Annotated in this window: 22 protein-coding genes; 12 read left to right on the top strand and 10 right to left on the bottom strand. The window is 64.9% G+C overall.

Translation table 11 applies throughout. The annotated features are described in order from the left end of the window. Window position 1: 1 nt before the first annotated feature. On the bottom strand, window positions 2-1465 hold the full coding sequence (xseA, locus tag QTL98_RS06670; protein ID WP_445681440.1) for an exodeoxyribonuclease VII large subunit: 1464 nt from the start codon (window positions 1463-1465) through the stop codon (window positions 2-4). 124 nt (window positions 1466-1589) lie between these two features. Here xseA and purD point away from each other — a divergent pair, with 124 nt between their 5' ends. From purD to QTL98_RS06630, 8 genes are all read left to right on the top strand, one after another. Next, a complete protein-coding gene (gene purD, locus QTL98_RS06665; protein ID WP_445681439.1) occupies window positions 1590-2861 on the top strand; it encodes a phosphoribosylamine--glycine ligase in 1272 nt (423 codons plus the stop codon). A 77-nt stretch (window positions 2862-2938) separates the two neighbouring features. Next, window positions 2939-4390: a DNA recombination protein RmuC gene (locus tag QTL98_RS06660; protein ID WP_445681438.1), complete on the top strand. Its 1452-nt coding sequence runs from the start codon at window positions 2939-2941 to the stop codon at window positions 4388-4390. Window positions 4391-4517: 127 nt separating this feature from the next. Further along, window positions 4518-5048 carry a peptide deformylase gene (def, locus tag QTL98_RS06655; protein ID WP_445681437.1) on the top strand — a complete coding sequence of 177 codons (531 nt, stop codon included), beginning with the start codon at window positions 4518-4520 and terminating at the stop codon, window positions 5046-5048. Next, entirely contained in the window at window positions 5048-5836 is a 789-nt protein-coding gene (locus tag QTL98_RS06650; RefSeq protein ID WP_445681436.1) for a class I SAM-dependent methyltransferase, read from the top strand. The genes def and QTL98_RS06650 overlap by 1 nt, the downstream gene beginning before the upstream one ends. Before the next feature lie 42 nt (window positions 5837-5878). Further along, on the top strand, window positions 5879-6832 hold the full coding sequence (gene fmt, locus QTL98_RS06645; RefSeq protein WP_445681435.1) for a methionyl-tRNA formyltransferase: 954 nt from the start codon (window positions 5879-5881) through the stop codon (window positions 6830-6832). Window positions 6833-6870: 38 nt separating this feature from the next. Then, complete coding sequence (locus tag QTL98_RS06640; RefSeq protein WP_445681434.1) at window positions 6871-9285, top strand: mechanosensitive ion channel domain-containing protein; 2415 nt, start codon at window positions 6871-6873, stop codon at window positions 9283-9285. After that, window positions 9282-9866: a helix-turn-helix domain-containing protein gene (locus QTL98_RS06635; RefSeq protein WP_445681433.1), complete on the top strand. Its 585-nt coding sequence runs from the start codon at window positions 9282-9284 to the stop codon at window positions 9864-9866. Before QTL98_RS06640 ends, QTL98_RS06635 begins: the two co-directional genes overlap by 4 nt. A 120-nt stretch (window positions 9867-9986) precedes the next feature. Beyond that, window positions 9987-11201 (top strand): MFS transporter, encoded by a 1215-nt coding sequence (locus QTL98_RS06630; RefSeq protein WP_445681432.1) that lies wholly within the window; start codon window positions 9987-9989, stop codon window positions 11199-11201. Here the strand turns inward: QTL98_RS06630 and QTL98_RS06625 are convergent. Continuing rightward, the gene (locus tag QTL98_RS06625) at window positions 11198-11782 is read right to left on the bottom strand and encodes a regulatory protein RecX (RefSeq protein WP_445681431.1); all 585 of its coding nucleotides are present in this window, start codon (window positions 11780-11782) and stop codon (window positions 11198-11200) included. The two genes, QTL98_RS06630 and QTL98_RS06625, sit on opposite strands and share 4 nt — an antisense overlap. 261 nt (window positions 11783-12043) lie before the next feature. On the opposite strand from QTL98_RS06625, the gene QTL98_RS06620 reads away from it, so the two are divergent. Further along, a complete protein-coding gene (locus QTL98_RS06620) occupies window positions 12044-12859 on the top strand; it encodes an ABC transporter permease (protein ID WP_445681430.1) in 816 nt (271 codons plus the stop codon). A gap of 6 nt (window positions 12860-12865) precedes the next feature. Further along, complete coding sequence (locus tag QTL98_RS06615) at window positions 12866-13690, top strand: ABC transporter permease (RefSeq protein WP_445681429.1); 825 nt, start codon at window positions 12866-12868, stop codon at window positions 13688-13690. A gap of 25 nt (window positions 13691-13715) precedes the next feature. Here QTL98_RS06615 and QTL98_RS06610 read toward each other — a convergent pair whose 3' ends face one another. Beyond that, entirely contained in the window at window positions 13716-15239 is a 1524-nt protein-coding gene (locus QTL98_RS06610) for a sensor histidine kinase (protein ID WP_445681428.1), read from the bottom strand. A gap of 173 nt (window positions 15240-15412) precedes the next feature. Here QTL98_RS06610 and rarD point away from each other — a divergent pair, with 173 nt between their 5' ends. Then, window positions 15413-16351: an EamA family transporter RarD gene (gene rarD / locus QTL98_RS06605; RefSeq protein WP_445681427.1), complete on the top strand. Its 939-nt coding sequence runs from the start codon at window positions 15413-15415 to the stop codon at window positions 16349-16351. Between the two features lie 147 nt (window positions 16352-16498). After that, the gene (locus QTL98_RS06600) at window positions 16499-18157 is read left to right on the top strand and encodes a tetratricopeptide repeat protein (RefSeq protein ID WP_445681426.1); all 1659 of its coding nucleotides are present in this window, start codon (window positions 16499-16501) and stop codon (window positions 18155-18157) included. 137 nt (window positions 18158-18294) lie between these two features. Here QTL98_RS06600 and rpsD read toward each other — a convergent pair whose 3' ends face one another. The 7 genes from rpsD to gltX all read right to left on the bottom strand — a co-directional run bounded on the left by rpsD (window position 18295) and on the right by gltX (window position 26208). After that, complete coding sequence (gene rpsD / locus QTL98_RS06595; RefSeq protein WP_445681425.1) at window positions 18295-18909, bottom strand: 30S ribosomal protein S4; 615 nt, start codon at window positions 18907-18909, stop codon at window positions 18295-18297. A 214-nt stretch (window positions 18910-19123) separates the two neighbouring features. After that, entirely contained in the window at window positions 19124-19861 is a 738-nt protein-coding gene (locus QTL98_RS06590) for an RNA methyltransferase (protein ID WP_445681424.1), read from the bottom strand. Continuing rightward, on the bottom strand, window positions 19858-20655 hold the full coding sequence (locus QTL98_RS06585; RefSeq protein ID WP_445681423.1) for a GNAT family N-acetyltransferase: 798 nt from the start codon (window positions 20653-20655) through the stop codon (window positions 19858-19860). Before QTL98_RS06585 ends, QTL98_RS06590 begins: the two co-directional genes overlap by 4 nt. After that, window positions 20642-22246 (bottom strand): citramalate synthase, encoded by a 1605-nt coding sequence (gene cimA / locus QTL98_RS06580; RefSeq protein WP_445681422.1) that lies wholly within the window; start codon window positions 22244-22246, stop codon window positions 20642-20644. The genes QTL98_RS06585 and cimA overlap by 14 nt, the downstream gene beginning before the upstream one ends. Before the next feature lie 263 nt (window positions 22247-22509). Then, the gene (locus tag QTL98_RS06575; protein ID WP_445681421.1) at window positions 22510-23412 is read right to left on the bottom strand and encodes a hypothetical protein; all 903 of its coding nucleotides are present in this window, start codon (window positions 23410-23412) and stop codon (window positions 22510-22512) included. Continuing rightward, window positions 23366-24769, bottom strand: a complete 1404-nt coding sequence (gene cysS / locus QTL98_RS06570) for a cysteine--tRNA ligase (protein WP_445681420.1) — start codon at window positions 24767-24769, stop codon at window positions 23366-23368. Before cysS ends, QTL98_RS06575 begins: the two co-directional genes overlap by 47 nt. Before the next feature lie 92 nt (window positions 24770-24861). Beyond that, window positions 24862-26208 carry a glutamate--tRNA ligase gene (gene gltX / locus QTL98_RS06565; RefSeq protein ID WP_445681419.1) on the bottom strand — a complete coding sequence of 449 codons (1347 nt, stop codon included), beginning with the start codon at window positions 26206-26208 and terminating at the stop codon, window positions 24862-24864. Between the last annotated feature and the right edge of the window lie 9 nt (window positions 26209-26217).

Genomic DNA, 26217 nt, shown 5'->3' with positions numbered 1-26217 from the left:
CTTACTCGAAGAGGCTCGGCTGCTCGGCGGGAGCCGCCGGTTTGGCCGGACGGGGCTTTGCCGGCTTTGCCGAAGCCGCCGGTGACAATGACGGGGCCGTACCCTCGCCCGTTGCCTCCGCCGCGACATGCCCGTCATGGAACTGGATATCCAGCACGGCACCTTGCGAGAGAGCGGCAGCGGATGAAACCGGCGCGCCGGATGCATCGCGGATCACCGCATAACCGCGCTCCAGCACGCGGGTGTAGGAGACACTTTCGAGGCGCTGGCCAAGGGCGGCAAGACGCTCGCCATAACGCTCCTGCCGCTGCTGGCCGGCGCGGGCGTGGCGGGCGGCCAGGTCGGCAAGGCGCCGGCGCCCTTCCGTCACGCTCTGGCGCAGCGGCCGGTCGGAGAGGCGCTGGGCGGCATGGGAAAGCAGCAGGCGCTTTTCCTGCAGCCAGCGGCGCGGCGCGGCGTCCAGCCGCTCGCTGCGGTCATCAAGGCGCTGCATGGCGGTTTCCAAGAGGCGCTGCGGATCGCCAAGGCCGCGCGCAAGCCCGGCCAGATGGGTGCGCCGCACTTCAACACTGCGGGTCAGCCCGCCCACGAGGCGGGCGCCGAGCTCCATCACCTGTGCCAGCACCTCTCGCCGCACCGGCACCGCCATTTCGGCGGCAGCTGTCGGCGTGGGCGCGCGCAGGTCGGAGGCGAAGTCGATCAGGGTCGTATCGGTCTCATGCCCCACGGCGGAGATGAGCGGAATGGTGCTGGCAGCGGCCGCCCGCACCACGACCTCTTCATTAAAGGCCCAGAGATCCTCAAGGCTGCCGCCGCCGCGCGCGACGATCAGCACATCCGGCCGCGGCACGGCATCGCCGGGGCGAAGGCGATTGAAGCCCTCGATGGCGTTTGCCACCTGCTGGGCCGCGCCTTCACCCTGCACCGCCACCGGCCATAGCAACACATGGCGCGGGAAACGATCCGCCAGCCGGTGCAGGATATCGCGGATGACGGCGCCGGTCGGCGAGGTGATGACGCCAATGACGGAGGGCAGGAAGGGGATCTTCTTCTTGCGGGCGCCGTCAAAAAGACCTTCGGCGGCAAGGCGTTTGCGCCGGTCTTCCAGCATCTTGAGCAGCGCGCCTTCGCCCGCCAGCTCCATACGCTCGATGATGAGCTGATAACTCGAGCGGCCCGGATAAGTGGTAAGGCGCCCGGTGCAGATGACCTCCATGCCCTCTTCCGGCCGGATGCCGAGACGGCTGACCGTGCCGCGCCAGCACACGGCCTGCAGGGTGGAATCCGCATCCTTCAGCGTCAGGTAAAGATGCCCTGAACTTGGCATCGAGGGACGGGAGATTTCGCCGCGCACACGCACATGGGCAAAGCTCTCCTCCACCGTGCGCTTGAGCGCCAGGCTGAGTTCGCTGACCGAAAATTCCGGAACGTTGCCGCCGGCGGCGTTTTGCGGGTCGTCTGTCATGTGCGCTTTATGCTACAAGCCGCGCCCACAAGACACCCCCAAGCTCAGGGCTGCCGCTCAAAAAGCCGGCGGCCCCATCCGTTGGCCTGTTTCCTTCTGGCCCGATTCCTTTTGGAGACCTCGCATGCGTATCCTCGTCATCGGTTCCGGCGGCCGTGAACATGCCCTGGTCTGGGCAATCTCCCGCTCGCCGCTGGTGGATGCGCTGTTCTGCGCGCCCGGCAATGCCGGTATTGCGCAGGAAGCAACCTGCCTGCCGGTCGCGGCGGAAGATATCGACGGCATCCTCGCCCTGTGCGAGCGCGAGAAGATCGACTTCGTCGTCGTCGGCCCGGAAGGCCCGCTGGTGGCCGGCGTGGTGGACAGGCTGGCTGAAAAAGGCATCCCCGCCTTCGGCCCCGGTGCCGCGGCAGCGCAGCTTGAAGGCTCCAAGGCCTTTACCAAGGAACTATGCGCCCGGATGAACATCCCGACCGCCGGTTTCGGTCGTTACAGCGATCCGGCTGCGGCAAAGGTCTGGGTGCGCGAGCATGGTAAACTGCCAGTGGTGGTGAAGGCTGACGGACTTGCCGCCGGCAAGGGCGTGGTGATTGCCGAAACGCTGGAGGCGGCAGATGCCGCCATCGACGACGCACTGGAAGGCGGCCGTTTTGGTGCCGCCGGCCACGAACTGGTGCTGGAAGAATTCCTGACCGGCGTCGAGGCCAGCTTCTTTGTGCTGTGCGACGGCAAGAACGCCCTGCCGCTTGTCTCCGCGCAGGACCACAAGCGCGTCTTTGACGGCGATGAAGGCCCGAACACCGGCGGCATGGGGGCCTATTCTCCTGCGCCGATGCTGACGGCAGAGCTTGAAGCGCAGGTGATGAAGGAAATCATCTACCCGACGCTGGTCGGCATGGCCGATACCGGCATGCCGTACAAGGGCGTGCTCTATGCCGGCCTCATGCTGACCGAAACCGGCCCGCAGCTCATCGAATACAATGCCCGCTTCGGTGATCCGGAAACCCAGGTGCTGATGACGCGCCTCAAGTCCGACATCCTGCCGGCCTTCATCGCCTCCCATGACGGGGTGCTCGATGATTTTGCCCTGCAGTGGAAGGACGAAGTCGCCCTGACTGTCGTGATGGCCGCCGACGGCTACCCCGGCGACTATGCCAGGGGCACCGTGATCAAGGGCATCGAGGCCGCCAATGCGCTGCCGGGCGTCAAGGTTTTCCATGCCGGCACCAAGGCGGGCCCGAATGGCGAAATCCTTGCCAATGGCGGCCGCGTGCTGAACGTTACCGCCACCGGCGCCACCATCGCCGAGGCGCAAAAGCGCGCCTATCAGGCCGTCGACCTCATCGACTGGCCGGAAGGTTTTTGCCGCCGCGATATCGGCTGGCGCGCCGTCTGACACTCCACGGCACCGGCAGGGGAACATCGCCTTTTGTTCCCCTTCCGTTCAGGCCGGGGAGGCTGTATGGTCAGGCCATGACAGCCGATCTTCCCTTCTACGCCCAAAGCTGGTTCTGGCCTGCTGCCGGTTTCTTCATTGCCGCCATGCTGGCCGCCTTTGCCTTCGCCCGCAGCCGCAGCCTTGTCGCCCGGCTGGAGGAGACAGAGGCCGCCGCCGAGGCCATTGACGGCGAACTGAAGGGCGAGCGCGAGCGGCGGGTGATTGCCGAAGAGCGCATGTCGCGCCTGCCGGTGCTGGAGGGCCAGATCGAGGCCCTGCGCGGCGACCTTGCCGTTGCCCAGCAGCGTGGCGCCAGCCTTGCCGCCGAGATCGCCAAGGAGCGGCAGGCGGCAGAAGAAAAACTCGCCGCCGTTAATGAAGCGCAGGCCCGCCTGATCGAGACCTTCAAGGCGCTGTCGCTCGATGCGCTGAAGGACAATAACAAGCACTTCCTGGAACAGGCGCGCCTGACGCTGGAGCAGGTGACCGCCGGCGCCAAGACGGAACTCGCCGCGCGCGAAAAGGCCATTTCCGACCTGCTCTCCCCGGTCAAGGAAGCGCTTGGCAAGGTCGACACCCAGATGCGCGAGATGGAAAGTGTCCGCGCCGGCGCCTATGGCGAACTGAAGCAGGTGGTGGCCGCCATGTCGGTGCAACAGGAACAGCTGCGCGGCGAGACCCGCAATCTGGTAACCGCCTTGCGCAAGCCGCAGGCCCGCGGCCGCTGGGGCGAAATCCAGCTGAAGCGCGTGGTCGAGATGGCAGGCATGCTCGACCATTGCGACTTCGAGGAACAGCATTCCGTTACCGATGGCGAAGGCCGCATGCTGCGCCCGGACATGATCGTGCGCCTGCCCGGCGGCAAGACCATGGTCGTGGACGCCAAGACCCCGCTTGACGGGTATCTGGATGCTGTGGCCGAGGGTGTGGACGAAACCGGCCGCGAGGCTGCCCTTGCCCGGCACGTGCGCCATGTGCGCGAGCATATGCGCCAGCTGGGCCAGAAGGCATACTGGAACCAGTTTGAGCACAGCCCGGAATTCGTCGTGCTGTTTCTGCCCGGTGAAGCCTTCTTTGCCGCCGCGCTGGAGCAGGATGGCAGCCTGATCGAAGATGGCGTGGCCAATCGCGTTATCCTGGCGACGCCCACCACCCTCATCGCCCTGCTGCGCGCCGTGCATTATGGCTGGCGGCAGGAACGGCTGGCCGAGAATGCCCGTGACATCAGCGAGCTGGGCAAGACGCTTTACGAGCGGATCGCCGTGTTCGGCAGCCATATGGCGAAGATGGGTACCGCCCTCTCCCGCGCCACGGAATCCTACAACTCGGCTGTCGGTTCGCTGGAGCGCAATGTGATGACCACGGCGCGTCAGCTCAAGGACCTGCATGTGGCCAGCGACAAGGACGTGGAAGCGCTGAACCCGGTGGAAGTGCAACCGCGCTCGCTCCAGAAGCTGGAAGCGGGAGAAGAAGCGCTGCTTTCCTGATCTGGAACCCCTCGAAACCGGCACAAAACTTGACCCGCCGGGCCGCTCTGCTTAAGCAGAGCCTCAGATAAAAAGCGCCGGACGCAACGATGCGGGACCCGGCGCGGCTCGGAGAGTTCAAGGCACCATGGCGCTTCTCGATATCGTTCTCGTCCCCGACACCCGGCTCAAGACCAAATGCGAGCCTGTCGGCGAGATTACCCCGGCCATCCGCAAGCTGGCCGAGGACATGCTGGAGACGATGTATGATGCGCCCGGCATCGGCCTTGCCGCCCCGCAGGTCGGCATCCTGAAGCGCCTGATCGTGCTGGATGTCGCCGACGAGGATGCACCGCGCAAGCCGCTGGTGATGGTGAATCCCGAGATCACCTGGGCGTCAGAAGAGACCCGCACCTACCAGGAAGGCTGCCTTTCCATCCCCGAGATTTACGGTGACGTGACGCGGCCGGAAAAGATCAAGGTACGCTATGGCGACCTTGACGGCGGGGCTCATGAGATCGAGGCGGACGGGCTGCTTGCCACCTGCATCCAGCACGAGATCGACCATATCGAGGGCGTACTCTTCATCGACCACATGTCCTCGCTCAAGCGCTCGATGATCCTGCGCAAGATGACGAAGCTGAAGCGCGAGACAACCCGCCCCGGAAAGTCCGCCTGATGAGCGGCGGCGACGAGATCTACACCGAAGCCCGGCTCTACGACATCGCCTTCGGCTACCGCGATTTCGACGCCGAAGCGGCCCTGATGCTGGACTGGGGCCAGCGCTTTGGCCCCGAGCGCCCGAAACGCGTGCTGGAACTGGCCGCCGGCCCCGGCGGGCACGGCATCGCCTTTGCCCGCGCCGGCGTGGAAGCCATCTGCCTCGACCGTTCGGCGGAGATGAAGGAATACGCTCTGGCCCGCGCCGCCGAAGCCGGCGTGACGCTGGATTACCGGCTGGGCGACATGCGCCGCTTCACGCTGGAAAAGCCGGTGGATCTTGCCTGCCTTGCGCTCGACAGTGTCTCGCATCTGCTGGCCAATGATGATGCCATCGCCTGTTTCAAGAGCGTGGCGGCTGCTCTGGTGCCGGGTGGGCTCTTCATCCTTGAAACTCCGCATCCGGCCGAAACCTTCGGCATCGGCGACATGACGCTCGGTGCCTGGAAGCAGGAAGCCGACGATGCCAGCGTGCTGGTGGAATGGGGCCGGCCGGGAGACCGCTTCGACCCCATCGCCCAGGTGCGCTACCACTCCGTCGCCTTTTCCGTGAGGCGGCCGGGCGAGAAGAAGCGCCTTATCGAATCCATCGTTCCCCAGCGCCGCTATACCGCGCAGGAGCTGATGCTGATCGGCGAGATTGCCGGCCTCAAGCTTGTGACACATTTTGGTGCTCTGGATGAGGAGATCGGCGCCCAGGACCATGAGGAGGCTTTCCGCCTCGTCACCGTGCTGGCCCGCGCCTGAAGACCCGATCCCGCCTGCCCGCCTCTGGGAAAAGCGACAGATATGACTGCCCCGCTGCGCCTTGCCTTCATGGGCACACCCGACTTTTCCGTCCCCTGCCTTGCCGCGCTGATCGAGGCGGGGCATGAGGTGGTGTGCGTCTATAGCCAGCCGCCACGGCCGGCCGGCCGTGGCCACAAGCTGCGGCCCAGCCCGGTCCATGCCTTTGCCGAGGAACGCGGCATCCCGGTGCGCACGCCCAAAAGCCTGCGCAAGCCCGAAGAGCAGCAGGCTTTTGCCGAACTCGGGCTCGATGCGGCGATCGTGGTCGCCTATGGCCTGATCCTGCCCCAACCCATTCTGGATGCGCCGAAGCTCGGCTGCATCAACGTGCATGCCTCCCTGCTGCCACGCTGGCGCGGGGCTGCGCCGATCCAGCGTGCCATCATGGCGGGTGACGCGGAAAGCGGCGTCGTCATCATGCAGATGGAGGCCGGACTCGATACCGGCCCGATGCTGTCCCGAACCACCGTTCCCATCGGCCCGGCCACCGATGCCGGCCAGTTGCACGACGCCCTGAGCAAGGCGGGAGCAAAACTGCTGGTGCCGACGCTGGCCGATCTGGCGGCCGGCAAGATCACCCCCGTACCGCAGCCAGAAGAAGGCGTGACCTACGCCGCCAAGATCACCCGCGAGGATGCCGCCTTCGACTGGAAGCGGTCCGCCGTGGAAATCGACCGCCTTATACGCAGCCTTACGCCCTATCCGGGCGTTACCTGTTACATACGCGGCGAACCGGTGAAGATTCTGGCCGCCCGCCCGCTCGACAAAAAGCACGGCGCGGCACCGGGAGAAACACTGGACGAGCACTTGACCATCGCCTGCGGGGATGGTGCGTTAAGGCTTGAGCGCGTTCAGCGCGCAGGCAAGACCCCGGTCGAGGCCGAGGCCTTTCTGCGTGGCTTCCCCCTACCCGCCGGTGAGCGGGTCGAAACGGCAGCGCCGGCATCCGCCTGACGCCGCCTTTGCTTTTGATGACGGAGTAGAGCCGGGACATGTTTTCTCGACGCTGCCGACTGCCCCTGAGCCTTGCGGCCTTCCTCTTCGCCTTCCTGCTGCAGGCCGCCGCCATTCCGCAGGCTGAGGCTCAAAGCCAGACCGCCGCGGCCCAGACGGTGGACAAGGCCAAGGTCGAGGCGCTGATCGGCACGCTCAAGGACGACAAGGCCCGGCAGGATCTGATCGACAAGCTGCAGATCCTGGTGCAGGCCGACCAACCGGCCCCTGACCAGCACGGACTGCTTGCCGAAAACGTCTCGGAAACCGTTACCAACTTCCTCGGCGCCGGCATTGATGTCACCGCCCGCCGCGCAAACGAGATGCTGGCCTCGCTCGGCACATTGCCGGACCAGATCAGGCTGACGGCCACCTCGCTCTCCGATCCGGCGGTTCAGTACCGCTGGCAGCGTTATGGCAGCCAGCTGGCGATTCTTGCCGCCATTGCCCTTGGCGGATACTGGTTCATCTCGTTGATCCTGCTGCCCTGGCGGCGCCGGCTGCGCCGCGCGCACCAGATCAACCTGCGCCAGCGGGTGAGCCGCCTCTTCCTGCTCTTCTGCGTCTATCTGTTGCCTGTGGTCGGCATGGTGATCGCCATGTTCGCCTCCGTCACCTTCCTGCAGCCGGCGGCCATACCCCGCTCGGTTGCCCTTGCCGTCGTCAACGTCATTGCCGTCTCCAGCCTGCTGCGGGCCCTCAGCGGCACCTTGCTGGTGCCGGGCAACCGGGATCTGCGCCCGCTGCCGATCGGGGATGAAACAGCGACCTATATCGCCATCTGGGTGCGCCGCCTCGCTGCCGTTTTCTTTGCCGGCTACCTGCTGACGGTCCTGATGGCCGCGCTTGGCATTTCCGGCAGCGTCATCGGCCTGGTTGCCCGCCTCTTCGGTCTGTTCATGACCTTCATGGTCATTGCCCTGGTGCTGCAGAATCGCCGGGCAGTTCAGGTTCTGCTGGCCGGCACGCCAAGCGGCGAGCCGAAACAGGCAACCGGTGCCCTGCGCAGCCTCAGTGTCCTGCGCCGCTATGCCGCCGGCTGGTGGCACATCTTCGCCATTCTGGTGCTGGGCGGCGTGCTCATTTCCTGGAGCTTCCGCATCGAAGGCGGGGTTACCTATGTGCTGCGCGGCAGCTTCGGCACCGCGTTCGTGCTGATTGTAGCGGTTGCCGCCGGCATGCTGGCCCAGCAGGGCCTCACCCGCGGCTTTGCCCTCTCGGACGATTTGCGCCGGCGCCTGCCGACGCTGGAGCGGCGTGCCAACGCCTATCTCGGCATCATCAACTGGGCGGCAAGCGGCCTCATCATCCTGCTCGCCGTACTCTCCATCCTGCGCGCCTGGGGCATCGACAGCTTTGCCTGGGTCGATACCCAGAATGGCAAGCACGTCGCCACCGGCTTCGTCACCATCTTCATCGTGCTCGCGCTTGCTGTCGTGGTGTGGGAGGTGGTGACCAACGGTATCGAGCGCTACCTGCATCCGGAGAACACCTCCGCCCTGCGCAGCGCCCGCGCCCGCACGTTGCTGCCGCTGGCGCGTAGTGTCTTTCTGGTGCTGCTGGTGCTGATGACCTCCCTCATCGTGCTGTCGCAGCTCGGCATCGATATCGGCCCGCTGCTGGCCGGTGCCGGCGTCGTCGGTCTTGCCATCGGCTTCGGCAGCCAGGCGCTGGTGCGTGATTTCATCACCGGCGCCTTCGTGCTGATGGAAGACCAGATTTCGGTCGGCGATGTCGTCGATGTCGGCGGCCATAGCGGCGTCATCGAGGGCATTTCCATCCGCACGCTCAAGCTGCGCGATTTCTCCGGCGCCGTTCACACCGTCCCCTTCGGTCAGATCACCAGCATCGTGAACATGACCAAGGACTTCTCCTTCTATGTCTTCGAGATCGGCGTCGCCTATCGCGAGGATATCGAGAACGTTATCCGCATCATCAAGGAAGTCGGTGCGGACCTGCGCAAGGACCCGGATGTCGGCCCCAACATTACCGCGGATATCGAAGTGGTCGGCCTCGACAGCTTCGGCGACAGCGCCATCGTGGTGAAGGGCCGTATCCGCACCCCGCCAATCCTGCAATGGGGTGTGGGCCGTGCGTTCAACCTGCGGCTCAAGCGGCGTTTCGATGAAGAGAACATTGAAATTCCGTTCCCGCACCAGACGATCTATTTTGGCGAGGACAAGAGCGGCAATGCCCCGCCGATGCGGATTGCCGGGCTTGAGGATATTGCGCGGCGTGCCCGCGAGCTGAAGGCCGAGACCTCCGGCGAAGCGCTTGTACCGGAGCAGCCGGCAGAAGCGGCCAAACCCGCCCGGAAGACACCGGCAAAGCGCAGCCGCAAGAAGGCCGACAAGCCTTCGCCAACAAACCCGCCGGCCATTACGCGGCCGGATGATGAGGATGACGACCGGTGACAACAGCCCCCTTCGGCACGCGCCTGCGCCAGTGGCGAAGGGGCGCCGACATCAAGCAGCAGCGGCTGGCCGACCTGCTGAACGTCAACCAGACCACCGTCTCGCGCTGGGAAAACGGGGCCATAGACCCCACGCCGACCCAGCGCGTCCGGCTTGAGGAGCTGATTGCCGGGCACAAACCCGGCCAGCTTGACCGGGTACTGCGTCGGCTGGTGGAAACCACCAGCGATCCGGTGCATCTCATCTGCGACCGCACACACCGGCTACTGGCAGCCTCCCCCTCCCGCGAAGCCAGCTGGTCCTGCTCGACCACCGACCTGACCGGTACCGAACTCTTCCCCTACGCCTCGATCGAAATCCGCCGGGCGGAGCGGCGCCTTTTCGAGATGGGCTGGTTTGAGGGCGGCAGCGAAGCCATCCTGTTCCACACCAGCCGCAATGACGATGCGCGCGTGCACATCTATGACAGCTGGGTACTGTGGGAACGGCTGCTGCTGGAAGATGGCACGCCGGTACGGCTGGTCACGACACCGCCGGAAAATCGCCTCGCCAGCCTCGGCGTTGTTCCGGTTCAGGTCTGATCCTCATCCGGGACGAGGTGGTTACGCATAATTCATGCGTTGCCTTCCGGCCCCGAGGCCTTACCTTGCCGCCGCCTGCTTCTCAAAAAATGCAGGCTGACCGGCAAGGACCCGATGCCCATGACCGCCGCCCCGTCCCGCACCAGCTGGCCCGTGATCGGGCTTCTCTATCTGTGCGGCCTCTCCGCCTCGCTGCAGATCGGCATCATTCCGCCGCTGGCCGGCACCCTGATCGCCGAGCAGGGCCTCAGTCTCGAGCAGGTCGGCTGGGCGACATCCCTCATCAATTTCATGGGCGTGCCGCTCAGCCTCGCGGCTGGCGGCCTTGCCATGCGCATCGGCCTCAAGCGCGCCATGGTGGGCGGGCTCATTCTGATGGCCGCGGGCGAAGCGCTGGCCCTTCTTGCCCATACGCCCCTCGCCTTTCTCGGTGCCCGGCTCATCTGCGGCCTCGGTTATCTGATGATCGTCATCATCGTGCCGACGCTGAAACTGCTGAGCGCCGCCCCCCGTCACCGCGCGATGGCGATGGGACTCTGGGGCACCTTCATCCCCTTCGGCATCGCGCTTGGCACCTGGCTTGGCAGCCATCTGGGCGGCATTGCGCCCACCCTGCTCGTTGCGAGCCTTGCCCCGATTGCGCTGGCCGGCCTTGCCTTCCTGCTGATCACGGACCGAACGCCGGCCAGGCCGGCGACCGGCCGAAATTCGCCCTATGCCCCGCTCGGCGATCCGGTCGCGCTGCTGTTTTCCATTGGCTTTGGCTGCTATTCCGCTTCCACCCTCGGCCGGCTCGCCTTCCTGCCGCTCTTCCTCCACGACGAGGCCGGCTTCAACGCCGCCACTGCCGGCACCATTGCCTCCATCCTCGGCCTTACCACCGCGGCAGGCAGCCTGCTGGTCGGCTGGGCTGGTGGGCGGGGCCTGCGTTTCGTGCCGGCAGTTTCGGTGCCACTGGTGCTGATGACAGTCGCTTCCTTCGGCGTCTTCCAGCCGGCACTGGTGGATGGCGGCATGGCGATCATCATGACCAGTGCCATTATCAGCATTGCCGTCGGCGGGGCGGTGGGTGCGGCGGCTTTCGGCCATGTGCCGGCCATTGCCCGCAGCCCGCAGAACATCGCCGCTGCCAACGGCATGGTCGCGACCTTCGGCAATCTGGGCTCGGTGGTCGGCCCGCCGGCAACAGCAGCACTGATCTCGCTTCTGGGCTGGCCGGGGGCCTCGCTGGCCGGCGCCCTCTTCTCCGGCGCAAGCCTCGGCCTCATGCTGCTGAGCGCCCTTCTCGCGGCGCGGCGCACGGTAGCGGACGGTGACGCGCCCCAGCGAGCCTAGAGCCCTTCCGGCAGCTCCTCCGCCTCGATCACCTCACGGGCAATATCGAAGCTGAAGCCGGCCCGCGCCAGCGCGGCCATGTCGCGCTCGCGCATTTCAGCCCGCAACGCCTCGGCACGATAAAGGCCAAGCCGGCGGCGGCGGGCGAAACGCCAGGCAGCCGCCCGTTCAAGGGCCGGCCCGTCTTCGGCGCCCTCTTCCTCGGCGACCGCGGACAGCGCGCTCGCCACAAGCCGCCGGTCGATGCCCTTTTGCGCCAGCGTGGCCTCCACGCGGCGGCGGCCGAGCCCGCGCCGGTGCAGGGAAGCGGCCTTCATGCGGGCATAGGCCTCGTCATTGACGTATCCGAGCCGGATCATCTTCTCGATCACCACCTGTACCCATTCCGGGGCGCGCTCGGCGTTCGGGTCCCCGGCATCGGCTGCCCGGCGAATACGGTTCATCAGCACTCGCTTCAGCGAGGCTGTGCTGGCGGCAAAACGCTCCAGATAGGCAAGCGCTGCCCGCTCGAGATAAGCGGGAGAGAGAGGGGTGAGGCGGCGCTGGCGATGCGGCGCCTGGGGGCCCTTGCCGAATGTCATGCTGAAAACAGGCCTCCTTTACCCCGCACACCTACCATGACGGGCGGCATTTCCCCAGCCCGGCGGCGCGAAACCGGATACGGGGTTTCACGATAACGATACCGGAATGACTTTCGGCGAGGGCGGCGACCGCGGCCCGGGTGCGGCGAACTGTGGCCCAGTCGCTTGACGCTTGCCGGATGGTCGCTTACCTCCACCTTCGTCAGGAGGCCACCCATCGCGCGCCAGCAACAAGGCTTCCGGCAGGACCACAGGAAACGAATGACCACCCGCTCTGACATCCGGACCGCCCCGACCCCGCGCCGTTATGGCCGCGTCAACTGGATCGGCGCCTATACCCTTTACCGCAAGGAAGTGTTCCGCTTCCTCAAGGTTTTCGTGCAGACGGTTGCGGCGCCGGTGGTCACGACATTGCTCTTCTACGCCATCTTCGCGCTGGCGCTCGGCGGGGTGGTGCGCAAGGTCGGAAACGTTTCGCTGATGGAATTTCTGGCGCCTGGCCTCATCATGATGGGCATGGCGCAGAACGCCTTCGCCAATACCTCCTCCTCGGTCATCATCGCCAAGGTACAGGGCAATATCGTCGACCTGCTGATGCCGCCGCTCGCCCCGGTAGAGATCGCGGCGGCCTATGTGGCCGGCGGCGTGACCCGCGGCATTCTGGTGGGCCTTGCCACGGCAGCAGCCATCCTGTTTTTCGTGCCGCTCAGCATCCACAGCGTCTTCTTTGTCGCCTATCACGCGCTGATGGCGACGGTGATGCTGTCCCTGCTCGGCCTCATCGGCGGCATCTGGGCGGAGAAGTTCGACCATATGGCCGCGGTCACCAACTTCATCATCACGCCGCTGACCTTCCTCTCCGGCACCTTCTATTCAGTTGACCGCCTGCCCCCGACTTTCCTGTGGCTCGCCCATCTCAACCCGTTCTTCTACATGATCGACGGCTTCCGCTACGGCTTCATCGGCACCGCTGGCGGCAGCCTGACGGCGGGTGTGCTGACCCTGCTCGGCATCAACATTGCCCTTACCCTGCTGGCCTGGCGCATGCTTGCCACCGGCTACAAGCTGAAGGCCTGAACCCGCATGACGGCGGCCGAGGGCAATCCCCTTCGCGCTGAGGTGCCACTGGCGCCCATGCGCCCCGGCCTTGCCATGGAACTGCGCGGGGCGTTGGCGATTGCCTATCGCGAATGGCTGTTCGCCCGCCGCTTCATCGTCGAGTCCGTTGGCGGCGCTCTGTTCTCGACCGCGCTTTATCTGCTGGTTTTCACCGTGGCGCTCGGTGGCGGCATGGCCGCGGATGCCGGATCGGTACTGAAACATATTGCCCCCGGCCTTATCGCCGTCTTCGGCCTGCAGATGGTTGCGCAGATGACCGGCGCTTCCGTGCTCATCTCCAAGCATGAGCACAGCATCTCCACCCTGCTGATGGCCCCGCTCAGCCCGGCTGCCCTGCTCGGCGGCTACCTCATCGGCGGGGTAAGCATGGGGCTGGTGACGGGCGCCGGCGTCAGCGTCGTTGCCAGCCTGTTTGTCGCCCCGCATCCGGATTTCTGGGTGCTGGGGCTGTTTCTTGTGCTCGGCGCCTTCATGCTCTCGGCACTCGGAGTGCTGGTCGGCCTGTGGGCGCAGCGCTGGGACCAGTTTTCCTTCATCATGGACATCATCATCAGCCCGATGATGATGCTCTCAGGCACTTTCGTTTCGGTATCGGCACTCCCCGGCAAGTGGCAGGCGCTCGCCTACCTCAGCCCGCTTACCTACCTCATCTCCGGCCTGCGCCATGGTTATACCGGCGAAGCGGAACTGCCGCTCGCCCTCACCGCCGGGGTCAGTGCCGGGGTCGCGATCTTCCTCGTCAGCCTCGCCATGCTGCTGGTCGCCAGAGGCTGGCGCCTCAAGGACTGAGGCAAAGACCCCTACGTCCGCGACATCACACGCCTGCGTTCGGATCGAACCGCACGATCCGCTCTGCCGGGAACAGCAGCTGAGCGCGCGTGCCCTTGCCGAGGTCGCTTGAGAGGGTAAAGCTGCCGCCATGCAGCTCCATGAGCGAGCGCACCAGCGGCAGACCGAGGCCGGTACCCGTCATCGGGGCATGTTCCTGCGCCTCGATCACCTGGCCGAAGGGCTCCATCACGCGCACCAGATCATCGGCGGCGATGCCGATGCCGGTATCCTCCACCGCAATGACATAGCCGCCCCCCTCTGCCAGCCGGGTGGAGATACGGATCGTGCCGCCCGCCACGGTAAACTTGATGGCGTTGGAGAGCAGGTTTGTGATCATCTGGCGCAGCGAGCGGTTATCCGCCTTCAGCACCAGCCCCCGGTCCGGCAGATCGAGCTCCAGCTTCAGGTTGCGCCGCACGGCCAGCGGGCTGAGCTGACGGGCGACCGCGCGGATCTCGCGCTCCGGCTCCAGCTTCACCTCATTGAGCGTCATCGCGCCCGCATCGATGCGGGTGATGTCGAGAATGGTGTTGATGATCTCGAGCAGGTGCGTGCCGCTGTCGCGCACATCGCGCAGGTAATCGAGATACCGCGCATTGCCCACCGGCCCCAGCGTCTCGCCCAGGATAAGGTCGGTAAAGCCGATGATGGCATTGAGCGGGGTGCGCAGCTCATGGCTGACATTGGCAAGGAAGGCCGTCTTGGCGGCAGCCGACTGCTCGGCCATGCGCCGTGCCTGCGCCATCTCGCGTTCCGCCAGCTTCTGGCGGGAGATATCGGTATGGATGACGAGCGTTCCCCCGCCGCCGATGGGATGTTCCGAGGTCAGCACACAGGTATCCGGCCCCATCCATTCCTCGAACGGGCCGGAATATTCATGGTGCCGGCGCAGGCGCTCTGTGACGAAATCTTCCGTCGCCGCCTCATCCTTCCACTCGCTGCGGGCCGACTGGAAACGATGCAGCAGCTGATTGAGCGGCGTGCCGGCCTCCAGCGTCACATTCCGGCAGAGGCTGGAATAGACATCGTTCCACATCACCAGCCGGCCATGCGCGTCCAGCACGGCAAGCGCGACGGGCATCAGATCGACCATCGAGAGCAGGTGCATCTCGCGCCCGGCGCGGGCCGTGCTGTCGGTCGCGTCAGTCAATACCAGCACGTAGCCGGCCGTGGTGGAGGCCCGGCAGACAATCTCCAGCACGGTGCCATCCACCAGCGGCAAATGCACCGCCGGCCCGGCCGGGTCGACGCCAAGATGAAGCAGCCTGCGCGTCGCCTCGGCATCGGCGCTGAAACCGGCCAGAAGCGCACAGACGTCGCCCAGCGACAGCCCCTTGAAGAGATCGGCGGCAAGTCCGGGAGACAGACGGGCCACCTCCCGGTTCCAGGCCCTCAGGCTGCGCCCGGCATCAAACACCAGCAGCCCCTGACCGGCGGCATCCAGCGCCCCGCGCAACAGCGCAGCATCGGCATCCGCTACCGTCGGTTCGGCCTCATGTGCGTCCATTCACCCTGCCCATTCCGCATCGGCCATGCCGGGGACAGTGCCGGGCGCCGAGTGCTAATCCGTTAGACGGTTATGTTCTAATGTAAGGCGACAATATTCAAGTTCACCGCAAGGGGCCTGCATTGCTAGCGTCACCGGCGGGGCGATTATTCCCCCTCGAGGAGCTCCTAGCCTTGTCGTCCGCGACCGTTGCCGGTTCCCCTGTTCCCGATCAACTGGCCCGCAGCCGGGCTGGCCTTGCCTTTGGTCTTGCTGCCTTTCTGTTCTGGGGCGGCCCCGCCCCGCTTTATTTCCACGCCATGGCTTCTGTACCGGCGCTGGAAATTCTGGCCCACCGGGTTGTGTGGTCCTTCCTGATCCTTTTCGCCATGGTGGCATGGTCCGGCCGCCTTGGAGAGACGCGGGTGATTCTGACAAGTCCGCGTCGCTGGCCGGTCTATATCATCACCACGCTCCTCATTTCTACCAACTGGGGCGTGTTCATCTGGGCTACCGGGCACAATCGTCTTCTGGAAACCAGCCTTGGTTATTACCTGACGCCGCTGGTGCTGGTCGTGCTGGGCGTTTTGCTGCTGGGCGAAAAGCTGCGCTTTGCGCAGGCCGGCGCCGTCGTGCTCGCTCTTGGCGGCTGCAGCGTGATGGTCATTGCCGCCGGCGGGCTGCCCTGGGTGTCGCTGACGCTGGTCACGTCGTGGAGCTTCTACGCGCTGGTGCGCAAGAAATACGGCATTGACCCCACCGTCGGGATCTTCATTGAAACCCTGATCGCGCTCCCGCTTTCCCTTGGCTATATCGGATGGCTGCACTGGTCGGGGCAAAGCCATTTTTCCGGCACCGGTATCGGCATGCTGATGCTGGCCGGCCCTGTCACCGCCATCCCGATGGTCTGCTTCATGATGGCAGCCGCGCGCCTTCGCCTCTCTACAATCGGCATCTTGCAATATCTGACGCCGACACTCTCCTTCCTGCTGGCGGTGCTGGTCTTTGAAGAGACATTCACACCCGCCCATGCCGTAACCTTCACTCTCATCTGGGTGGGTATCGCCATCTTCTGCTGGGACGGGGTGCGGGCCAGCTCCCGCGCGGTCGTGGCGGCGGCACCGGCACGCTGAAACGCCGGCTGGTGGCCGCCACATACACAAATAGTCCGACCCGCTATCACAACACTGTCAGCGGCAGTATGGTGCCTTGCGCACCCCGGGCATGTCGGGCAAGGTTCGCGCAAAACCCCGATTCAAAAGCCGGATGTCGGTAACTCGATGAACGAACAAACCAGCGCCGCCCAGCCGGAAATCGCTCTCAAGCGGGCGATGGACCTGCACCGGGACGGACGGGTAATTGAGGCGGCAGCGGCCTATCGCAGCCTGCTGCCCGCGCACGCCAAGGCGCCCGACATCCATTATCTGCTCGGCACCCTCGCCTTCCAGCAGGAAGACTGGCAGACCAGCGAAACGGAATTCCGCGCTGCCCTGAACCTCAGGCCAGGTTATGTGCTGGCGCTCAACAATCTGGGCATGGCGCTGTGGCGGCAGGGCCGGCTCAAGGATGCCGAAACGGCCTTCCGCGCGACCTACTCGCTCGACAACGGGTTTGGCGAAGCCATCTACAATCTGGGCTGCCTGCTGCAGGCGGGCGGCGACAGCATCGGCGCGGAAGTGCAGTTCCGCCTTGCGCTGCCGCTGATGCCGCGCTCGGCCGAGGTGCACAACAATCTTGGCGCCTGTCTGGTGGCCGCCGGCCGCATCAGCGATGCCAAGACCTGCTTCATCAACGCCCTCACCCTGCGCCATGACCATGCCGAGGCGGTCAACAACCTGGGCCATGTGCACCAGTTGCTGGGCGATGACGACAAGGCGCTGCAATCCTTCGACTATGCGCTGATGCTCCGGCCCGATTATGTCGACGCCATCGTCAACAAGGGCACGGTGCTGGCCAAGCTCGACAAGGTGGACGAGGCGGCGCAGTGCTTCCGCCGCGCCCTCGCCCTCGCGCCGGGCCATCTGGTGGCAACCGCCCGCCTGCGTCAGGCCCTGGGCAAGGTGGTGCCGGCCTGGCACTTCCCGATGATGAACGACGCTTTCCGCAACCAGGCCTATGAGCGGGCGATCCGCAAGGCGGTGGGGCCGGAAACACGCGTGCTGGATATCGGCACCGGTGCCGGCCTGCTGGCCATGATGTCGGCGCGCGCCGGCGCCAAAGCCGTGACCAGCTGCGAAATGGTGACGGTGGTGGCCGACAAGGCGCGCGAGATCGTCGAGCGCAACGGCTTTGCCGACCGCGTCACCGTTATCGGCAAGAAGTCCAACGATGTGATCATCGGCAAGGACATGCCGGCCCCGGCGGACGTGCTTGTCTCCGAAATTCTCTCCTCCGACCTTCTGGGTGAAGGCGTGCTGCCAGCGATGGAAGATGCGCGCGGCCGCCTCGTGAAGTCCGGTGGGCGCATCATCCCTTCGGCCGGCGCGGTTTGCGCCTTCCTCGCCGGTGGCGACGATCTGGAGCTGCGCACCTTCGCGCATGAGGCGGCCGGCTTCGACATCAGCCCGTTCAATGAATTCTCACCGCTGCGTTTTTCCATCCGCCGCGGCAACTACCCCTATTCGCGCTATTCCGACGATCTCGACATCTTCGATTTCGATTTTGCCGGTGCCCCCTACTTCCCGGCCGAAACACGGCAGATCGCCGTGACCGTGACCGAGACCGGGCGCTGCCAGGGCGTGGTGCAGTGGATCCGCCTGCAGCTGGAAGACGAGGTGTTCGAGAACCATCCGGACCTGCCGAACCCGGCTTCCGGCTGGGCGCACATGTTCCACGCCTTCCCGGAGTCGGTCGCGCTCACCAAGGGCCAGACCGTCTGGCTGGTGGCCGAACATGACCGCACCTCGGTGCACATCTATCTCGACCGCATTGAGAGCTGACATCGAGCTTCGACACAGACAAAAAGCCGCCCCTTGAAAAAGGGGCGGCTTTTTTTTCATACCTCGCACTCCGGTCCAAAGAAAAACGGCGGCACCCGAGGGCGCCGCCGTTCTTTTTGGTCCGGTTTCCCGCGCTATTAGCGCGAGTAGAACTCGATAACCAGGTTCGGTTCCATGCTGACCGGGTACGGCACGTCGGCCATGGCCGGAACGCGCACGAAGGTGCCCTTGAGCTCCTTGTGGTCGACATCGAGGTAATCCGGAACGTCACGCTCGCCGGAAGCAATGGCTTCCATGACCACAACGTTTTCCTTCATGGCGGCGCGCAGTTCGATAACGTCGCCTTCCTTGACCATGTAGGAAGCGATGTTGACGCGCTTGCCGTTAACCTTGATGTGGCCATGGTTGACGGTCTGGCGGGCGGCGAACACGGTCGACGCAAACTTCATGCGGTAGACGACGGCGTCCAGACGGCACTCGAGCAGGCCGATCAGGTTCTCGCCGGTGTCACCACGACGACGCACGGCTTCGTCGTAATAACGACGGAACTGCTTTTCGCCGATGTTACCGTAGTAGCCCTTCAGCTTCTGCTTGGCAGAGAGCTGGATACCGAAGTCGGACGGCTTCTTGCGGCGCTGGCCATGCTGGCCGGGACCACCTTCACGCTTGTTGAGCGGGCTCTTGGCACGGCCCCAGAGGTTCAGGCCAAGGCGGCGGTCAATCTTATGCTTGGCGTTAAGACGCTTGCTCATAACGTACTCTTTCTTTTGCTCTCATGTTGTCCCGCCTAGCCTTCTTTTCGTCTCGGACAGAGACGACAAAAGACGGGACGGAAGGGGGCTGCCTCGTTATCGGGCGGCACCGCCAGACCATCCACGTTCGCGGGAAGTGGGCGGAACATACGGATTTCCGGACGGGAGTCAAGCGCAGAGGCCGTTTTCAGGACCTCTGGCGCCCTGCCGCGCCCTAGCCTCGCCCCTTGCCCCGCAGCTTCACGATCATACCATGCAGGGTATTGATCTCCTGCTCGGTCCAGTCGAGGCGGGTGAAGATGTTGCGGATGTTGCGGATCATCGTCGGCCGCTTGTCCGGCAGGCCAAGAAAGCCGCTTTCGATCAGCGCGCCGTTCAGATGATCGAGCAGGTTCATCAGCATGCCGCGCGTTGCCGGCGCGGTCTTGTTGGTCACGAGCACGCGCGGCGGCGTGGCATCATTCGCCATCAGCCATTCCCATGCCATCAAGAGCACGGCCTGGGCAAGGTTGAGCGAGGCGAAATCCGGGTTGAGCGGCACGGTACAGATGGCGGTGCCCAGCGAAATCTCGTCGCTGTGAAGGCCTGACCGCTCGCGCCCGAAGACGAAGGCAACCTTCTGCCCTTCTGCGCACCGCACCCGTGTCTCGTTTGCCAGCTGGCGCGGGGTGATGACGGGTTTGATCTGGTTCTGCGCCCAGGCAATGGTCACATAGACGGCCTGGCAATCGGCCACCGCCTCGCGCAGATCGTCATAGAGCACCACACCGTCCAGCACCTTGTCGGCGCCGGCGGCGTTGGCAACAGCCGCCGGGTTGGGCCAGCCATCGCGCGGTTTGACGATGCGCATGCGCTCCAGCCCGCAATTGAGCATGGCGCGGGCGCAGGCGCCGATATTCTCGCCCATCTGCGGCTCGACCAGAACGACGATGGGCTGGTTGTCAGCACTCATGAAAGACGGACCCGATACCAATAATCATAAACATGATGATAGCCTGCGCCGGCATAGAGCGTCTTGGCGCCCACATTGCTGCGTTCGACCTGCAGCACCGAGCCCTCGGCTCCCTGCCGCATCGCCCAGCGGGCAATTGCCGCCATCAGGGCGCGCGCCGCCCCCTTGCGCCGGTGCGTGGGGCTGACCTGGACGGCGCTGACGTAACACCAGTTGCCGGAGACGACACCCAGTGCCGTGCCGGCAGCGGAACCATCGCTCCCGCGCGCCATGGCAAAGGCGACCGACCCCTGAAGCCGGGCCAGCACGCGGGCATTCATCTCCAGAAGCTCCGCCGGCTTTTGCCAGCAGGTCTCCAGCCACTCATCGTCAAAGGCATCGGCAATGGTAACCGCCGGTCCGCCCACCGGGCTCAGCAGTTCATGCACCTCGCTGTTGCGGGCGACGAGCACATGCGAGGGGGTAACCTCGCGGTAGCCGCGCGCTGCCAGCATGGCATCCAGCTCTGCAGGCTTGGTGCCCGGCACGATCTTGAAGCGCGAGGGAGCACCGGCAGCGCGATAGCGCGCTTCCACCGCCGCCACCGCGGTGCCGGGATCGCCTCCCTGCCAATCCAGCGTCAGGGCGCAGCTGTTGCGGTTGGTCGTGCCTTCGGCAAGCTGCAGCAGCCAGCCGCCGGCCTCCTCGGTGGTGATCGGCGGCCAGCCGGCCCGCGCCACCAGTTCCAGTGCCTTGACGACCTCGGCAAAGGCGGCGCCGCGAGCCGGCGCGGCGGCCTTCTCAGGCGACAGCATGGCGTGCGGCTACTTGCTGGCGATAGAGGCGGTAGGTAATGGCATCATAAAGCGCACCGAAGCTGGCATCGATGATGTTGGCCGACACGCCGATGGTCGACCAGCGCTCGCCGTCCGGGTCCTCGCTCTCGATCATCACGCGGGTAACGGCGCGGGTACCGGCACGCGGCGTGAGGATGCGCACCTTGTAGTCGACAAGCTGCATGCCCTCGAGCGCCGGATAGGCCCCCATCAGGCCCTTGCGCAGGGCGGTATCGAGCGCGTTGACCGGGCCATTGCCTTCGGCAACCGTCATCACCTGTTCGCCGGCAACCTCGATCTTGCAGGTCGCTTCCGACAGCGTCACCAGCTCGTCATGCGCATTCCAGCGCCGCTCGTCGATGACACGGAACGAGGCCAGACGGAAAAACTCCGGCACTTCGCCCAACGCCCGGCGCGCCAGCAGCTCGAAGCTTGCCAGCGCATCGTCATAGGCATAACCCTCGTATTCGCGCTGCTTGATCTCGTCGACCAGCTGCTGGATGCGCTTGTCGGCAGCGTCCAGCTCAATACCGAACTGGCGGAAGTTGGAGAGAATGTTGGAGCGGCCGGCCTGGTCGGAGACGAGGATCTGGCGCTCATTCCCGACCCGGGCCGGATCGATATGCTCATAGGCGCGCGGGTCACGCTCCACAGCGGAGACATGCAGGCCACCCTTGTGGGCAAAGGCGCTGGTGCCGACATAGGGCAGCTGGCGCTGCGGCTGGCGGTTGAGGCGGTCATCCAGCACACGGCTGACATGGGTCAGCCGCTCGACCTGCGCATCGCTCATGCCGATATCGTAACCGAGCTTGAACTTCAGCGTCGGGATCAGCGAGCAGAGATTGGCGTTGCCGCAGCGCTCGCCAAGGCCGTTGATCGTACCCTGCACCATGCGCGCACCGGCCTTGATGGCTGCCAGCGAATTGGCAACGGCGTTGTCGGTGTCGTTATGAGTGTGGATGCCAAGATGATCGCCCGGCACATGACGCGCCACGTCCGTGACGATGGCCTCGATCTCGTCCGGCAAGGTGCCGCCATTGGTATCGCACAGCACCACCCAGCGGGCACCAGCCTCAAAGGCAGTGCGGGCACAGGCGAGCGCATAGTCCGGGTTGGCCTTGTAGCCATCGAAGAAATGTTCGCAATCGAACATCGCCTCGCCCTTGCGGCGGCGGCATTCCTCGATGCTGTCGCGGATCAGCTCGAGATTTTCTTCGTTGGTGACCTTGAGCGCGAGATCGACATGGAAATCCCACGTCTTGCCAACGATGCAGGTGGCCGCCGCCTTGCTGTCGAACAGAGCGGCGAGGCCCGGATCGTTGCCCGCGCTGCGACCGGAACGCTTGGTCATGCCGAAGGCGGTGAAAGTGGAATTGAGGAAGCGCGGCGGACGCTGGAAAAAATCATCATCCGTCGGGTTCGCGCCCGGCCAGCCGCCTTCGATATAGTCAACGCCCAGCGCATCCAGCTCGGCAGCAATGGCGATCTTGTCCGCCACCGAGAACTTGACCCCGGAGGTTTGCGCGCCATCGCGCAGGGTGGTGTCGAAGAGATAGACGCGCTCGGACATCGTCAGTCTTTTTCTTTTGCTCTGGTACGAAGAGTCCCTGCGCGGGAGGCAGGGTCTGCCGCTTTAGCATAAGGGGCGGCCCCACGGCGAGTCCCGGCGCATTTGCACCCTGCCCCAAGTTGACGCGACCGACCCCTCCGCCAAGCTGCTGCAGAGGCTGCAATTAGCCTGCGACTACCTACGCAGCCGCGAGCCGGCAGCTGCGACAAAACTCGTTTGTTGCCGCGGCTCGACGCCTGCTCAACACGAGCTTCTGGTGACCGTCACGCGCCGGACGGGCAGACCACAGCGTCTTTTTCCATGTAGCAGGCCAACAGCAGTGGATCACTAGAACCTTCGGGTTCCGGCATCCGCGCAACACCACCGTCAAATGGATCGATGTTACGACCGACACGGCCAAGAATTTTATGCACCTGATCCGCAGCCAAAGGATCATTTGCCACAGAAAACAGGCGCGCGGCGGTCTGCAGCGTCTTCTTCGCCTTCTCGGGCGCATCGACGGAGGACCGGATACCGGCCCGTACCATGACCTGCGCCAGTTCAAGCGGCCCGGCGTCACGCCGGGCATCTTCTACTAACCCTTTGAGAAGATCGTCTGCTTCCTTGTCGCGTTTCAGGCTTAATGCCAAATCGAGGCAATAAAGATCAGCCTGCCGCACTCTGTCATAGGCACTCATTTCAGCGAGATAGTTACGGCCACGAGTGCAAAAGGAAAGCGCGTGCTCCACAGCATCGCCCTTTCTCGCAATCTCGGCTACAGCAAGATTCAGATAGGCCGACCATCCTAAATAGCGTCGCCCCCCGTCCATGAGGTGAAGTGCCTGCACGTAGGTGTCGAGCGCCTCGCGGTTGCGCCCGGCACGGGCGGAGGCAAGCCCGCGCCCGTAAAGCGCCGCGACCTCTCCCTCTACATCGCCATTCTGCCGGTATTGGGCCGCCGCGGCATCCAGCAACGCATGCGCCTCGGCAAAGCCGCGCGCATCAAGGCTCTCATACCCGCGCACGGCGTTGACCGCCGGATCAGGAGCGATGGCGACATTGACGGGAGCCCAGCCGCCACCAGCAACGCAAGCGCTCAAAAGCGCCGCGCAGGCCAGCAAGCCGCCGCGAAAAAGCCCCTTAAACCCGCCGCCAGAGCGTACCTTGCGCCCCGTCCTCGAGAACAATTCCTGCTGCCTCCAGTTCACCGCGGATCCGGTCCGCCTCGGCAAAATTCTTCGCCTTGCGGGCGGCTGCCCGGTCCAAGATTAGCTGCTCGATCGCAGCAGCGTCGAGGCCGCCAGTGTCGCCCCCGGTAAACCAGCTCTCCGGGTCTGCGGCCAGCAGGCCGATGAGCTGGCCGCCGGCCCTGAGCGCCGTTGCCAGTTCCTGCTTTTCGCCCGCATCCTGGGCGCGGTTGAGCGCGCCGGCCGCCTCATGCAGGGCAGCAATCGCAAGCGGGGTGTTGAGGTCCTCGCACAGGGCTTCCAGCACCGCCGGCGGAGCCATACGTGCCGCCTCATCCGGCGCCATCATCCCCTCACCCGTCACCCCGGCCTGACGCAGCGCACCGTACCAACGGTCAAGCGCCGCCTTGGCCTGGGCAAAGCCATCGCGGGTAAAATCGAGCGGGGCACGATAATGCGCGGCCAGCAGCGTCAGGCGCAGCGCTTCGCCCTGCCAGCCTTCCTCCAGCAGCTGGGCGACGGTGTAGAAGTTGCCGAGGCTCTTCGACATCTTCTCGCCTTCGACCATCAGATAGCCGTTATGCACCCAGTAGCGGGCATGCGGCTGGCCGTGATGCGCGCAGGCGGACTGGGCAATCTCGTTCTCATGATGCGGGAAGATGAGGTCGAGCCCGCCGGCATGCAGGTCGAACACTTCCCCCAGATGCGCCTCCGACATGGCGGAGCATTCGATATGCCAACCGGGGCGGCCCGAACCCCAGGGGCTCGGCCAGCTCTGGCCCGGCGTATCGCTCGGCTTCCACAAAACGAAATCAGCCGGATCGCGCTTGTAGGGCGCGACATCCACACGGGCACCGGCAATCTGCTCCTCGCGGTCACGGCGCGACAGCATGCCGTAGTTGGGCATGGAGGGGACGGAGAACAGCACATGCCCTTCAGCGGCATAGGCATGGCCGCGCTCGATTAGCCGCTCGATCATGGCGATCATCTGCGGGATATGCTCGGTGGCACGCGGCTCGATATCCGGCGGCAAGCAGCCGAGTGCTGCCACATCGGCATGAAAAGCCGCCGTTGTACGCTCGGTGATGGAGCGGATGCTCTCCCCGCTTTCATCGGCCCGGGCGATGATTTTGTCGTCTACGTCCGTGAGATTGCGCACGAAAGTGACGGCGCCGGGATAAAGCGCCTTCAGCACGCGGTAGAACTGGTCATAGACCACCATCGCGCGACCATTGCCGAGATGCGCCGTGTCATAAACCGTCGGACCGCAGCCATAAAAACGCACATTCGCCGGATCGATGGGCGTGAAGGTTTCAAGCTGGCGGGTCAGCGTATTGTTGAGGCGCAGTTGCGGCATCGGTCGGCCTTGGCGGGTCGGGGGACGGGTCGGAGATTGTTTCTTGTTTTATCGGAAAAATCCGGGAGGGCGAGACTAGCCCGGAAAACCCTTCAGGCGCTACAGCCGAGGCGCTCCAGCACCCGTTCCCTGCCGATGAGCGGCAGCAGCACCGCAAGCTCCGGCCCGTGGTCGAGGCCCGTCAGTGCCCGGCGCAGCGGCAGGAAGAGCTGCTTGCCCTTGCGGCCGGTGGCGGCGGAAACTGCCCCCGTCCAGCTTTTCCAGCTGGTGGCGTCCCAGGGCTCTGGCGGCAACAGCCCGGCGGCCTCGGTTATGAAGTCCGGCTCGTCGATCAGCGGGGTTACCGGCCCGTGCGCCACGGCGGCCCAGGCAGCAACGTCGGCAAAGCGGACAAGGTTCGGTCGCACGGCAAGCCAGAAGGCTTCGTTCGCCTCGCCATAAGGCTTGAGCCGCTCCCGTACGGCTTCGTACGGGGTTTCGTGCAGGATGCGGGCATTGAGCCGCTCCAGCTCCGCGGGGTCGAACTTCGGCGCACCGCGGGAGAAATGGGAGAAATCCAGTTCGGCTGCGAGCTCGGCCAGCGTCAGGCGCGGCTCGATGGCATCCGACGTGCCGATCTTGGCGAGCAGCGAGGCAATCGCCATCGGCTCCACGCCCAGCTCGTCCCGCAGTTCTTCCACAGACAGGCTGCCGCTGCGCTTGGAAAGCTTGTCACCGGAAAGATCGGAGAGCAGCGGATAATGCGCAAAACCCGGCTCCACGGCGCCAAGGGCGTGGAAGAGCTGGATCTGCACCGCTGTGTTCGCGACATGATCCTCGCCCCGGATCACATGAGTGACGGCGAAGTCGATATCGTCCACCACCGAGCAGAGCGTGTAGAGGAAAAGCCCGTCAGCGCGGATCAGCACCGGGTCGGAATAGTCACCGCCATGAAGCCGCGTCTCGCCCCGGATATGGTCGGTAAAGGCCACATCCTCATGGGTCAGCAGGAAGCGCCAGTGCGGGGTGCGACCTTCAGCCTCCAGCTTCGCGCGATCCGCCTGCGTCAGCTTCAGCGCTGCACGATCATAGATCGGGGGCATGCCGGCGGAAAGCCGCGCCTTGCGCTTCAGCTCCAGCTCTTCGGGCGTTTCATAGCAGGGATAGAGCCGGCCGGCCGCGATCAGCTTGTCCCGCGCGGCTTCATAAAACGCCATACGGTCAGACTGGCGGGCTTCCAGATCCCAATCGAGCCCGAGCCAGCGAAGATCGCGCCGGATCGCCTGCTCATATTCCGGCTTCGAGCGCACCGTGTCGGTATCGTCGATGCGCAGCATGAAGCGCCCGCCAGACCGGCGGGCGAACAGCCAGTTGATGAGCGCGGCGCGCACATTGCCGACATGCAGAAGGCCGGTCGGCGACGGGGCGAAACGGACGAGAGGCGAAGGCTGGTCAGTCATGGGCGATCA

Origin of the sequence: Radicibacter daui, from assembly GCA_030657355.1 — a bacterium.
GTDB lineage: Bacteria > Pseudomonadota > Alphaproteobacteria > Radicibacterales > Radicibacteraceae > Radicibacter > Radicibacter daui.
This window is presented reverse-complemented; position numbering and strand designations above follow the sequence as displayed.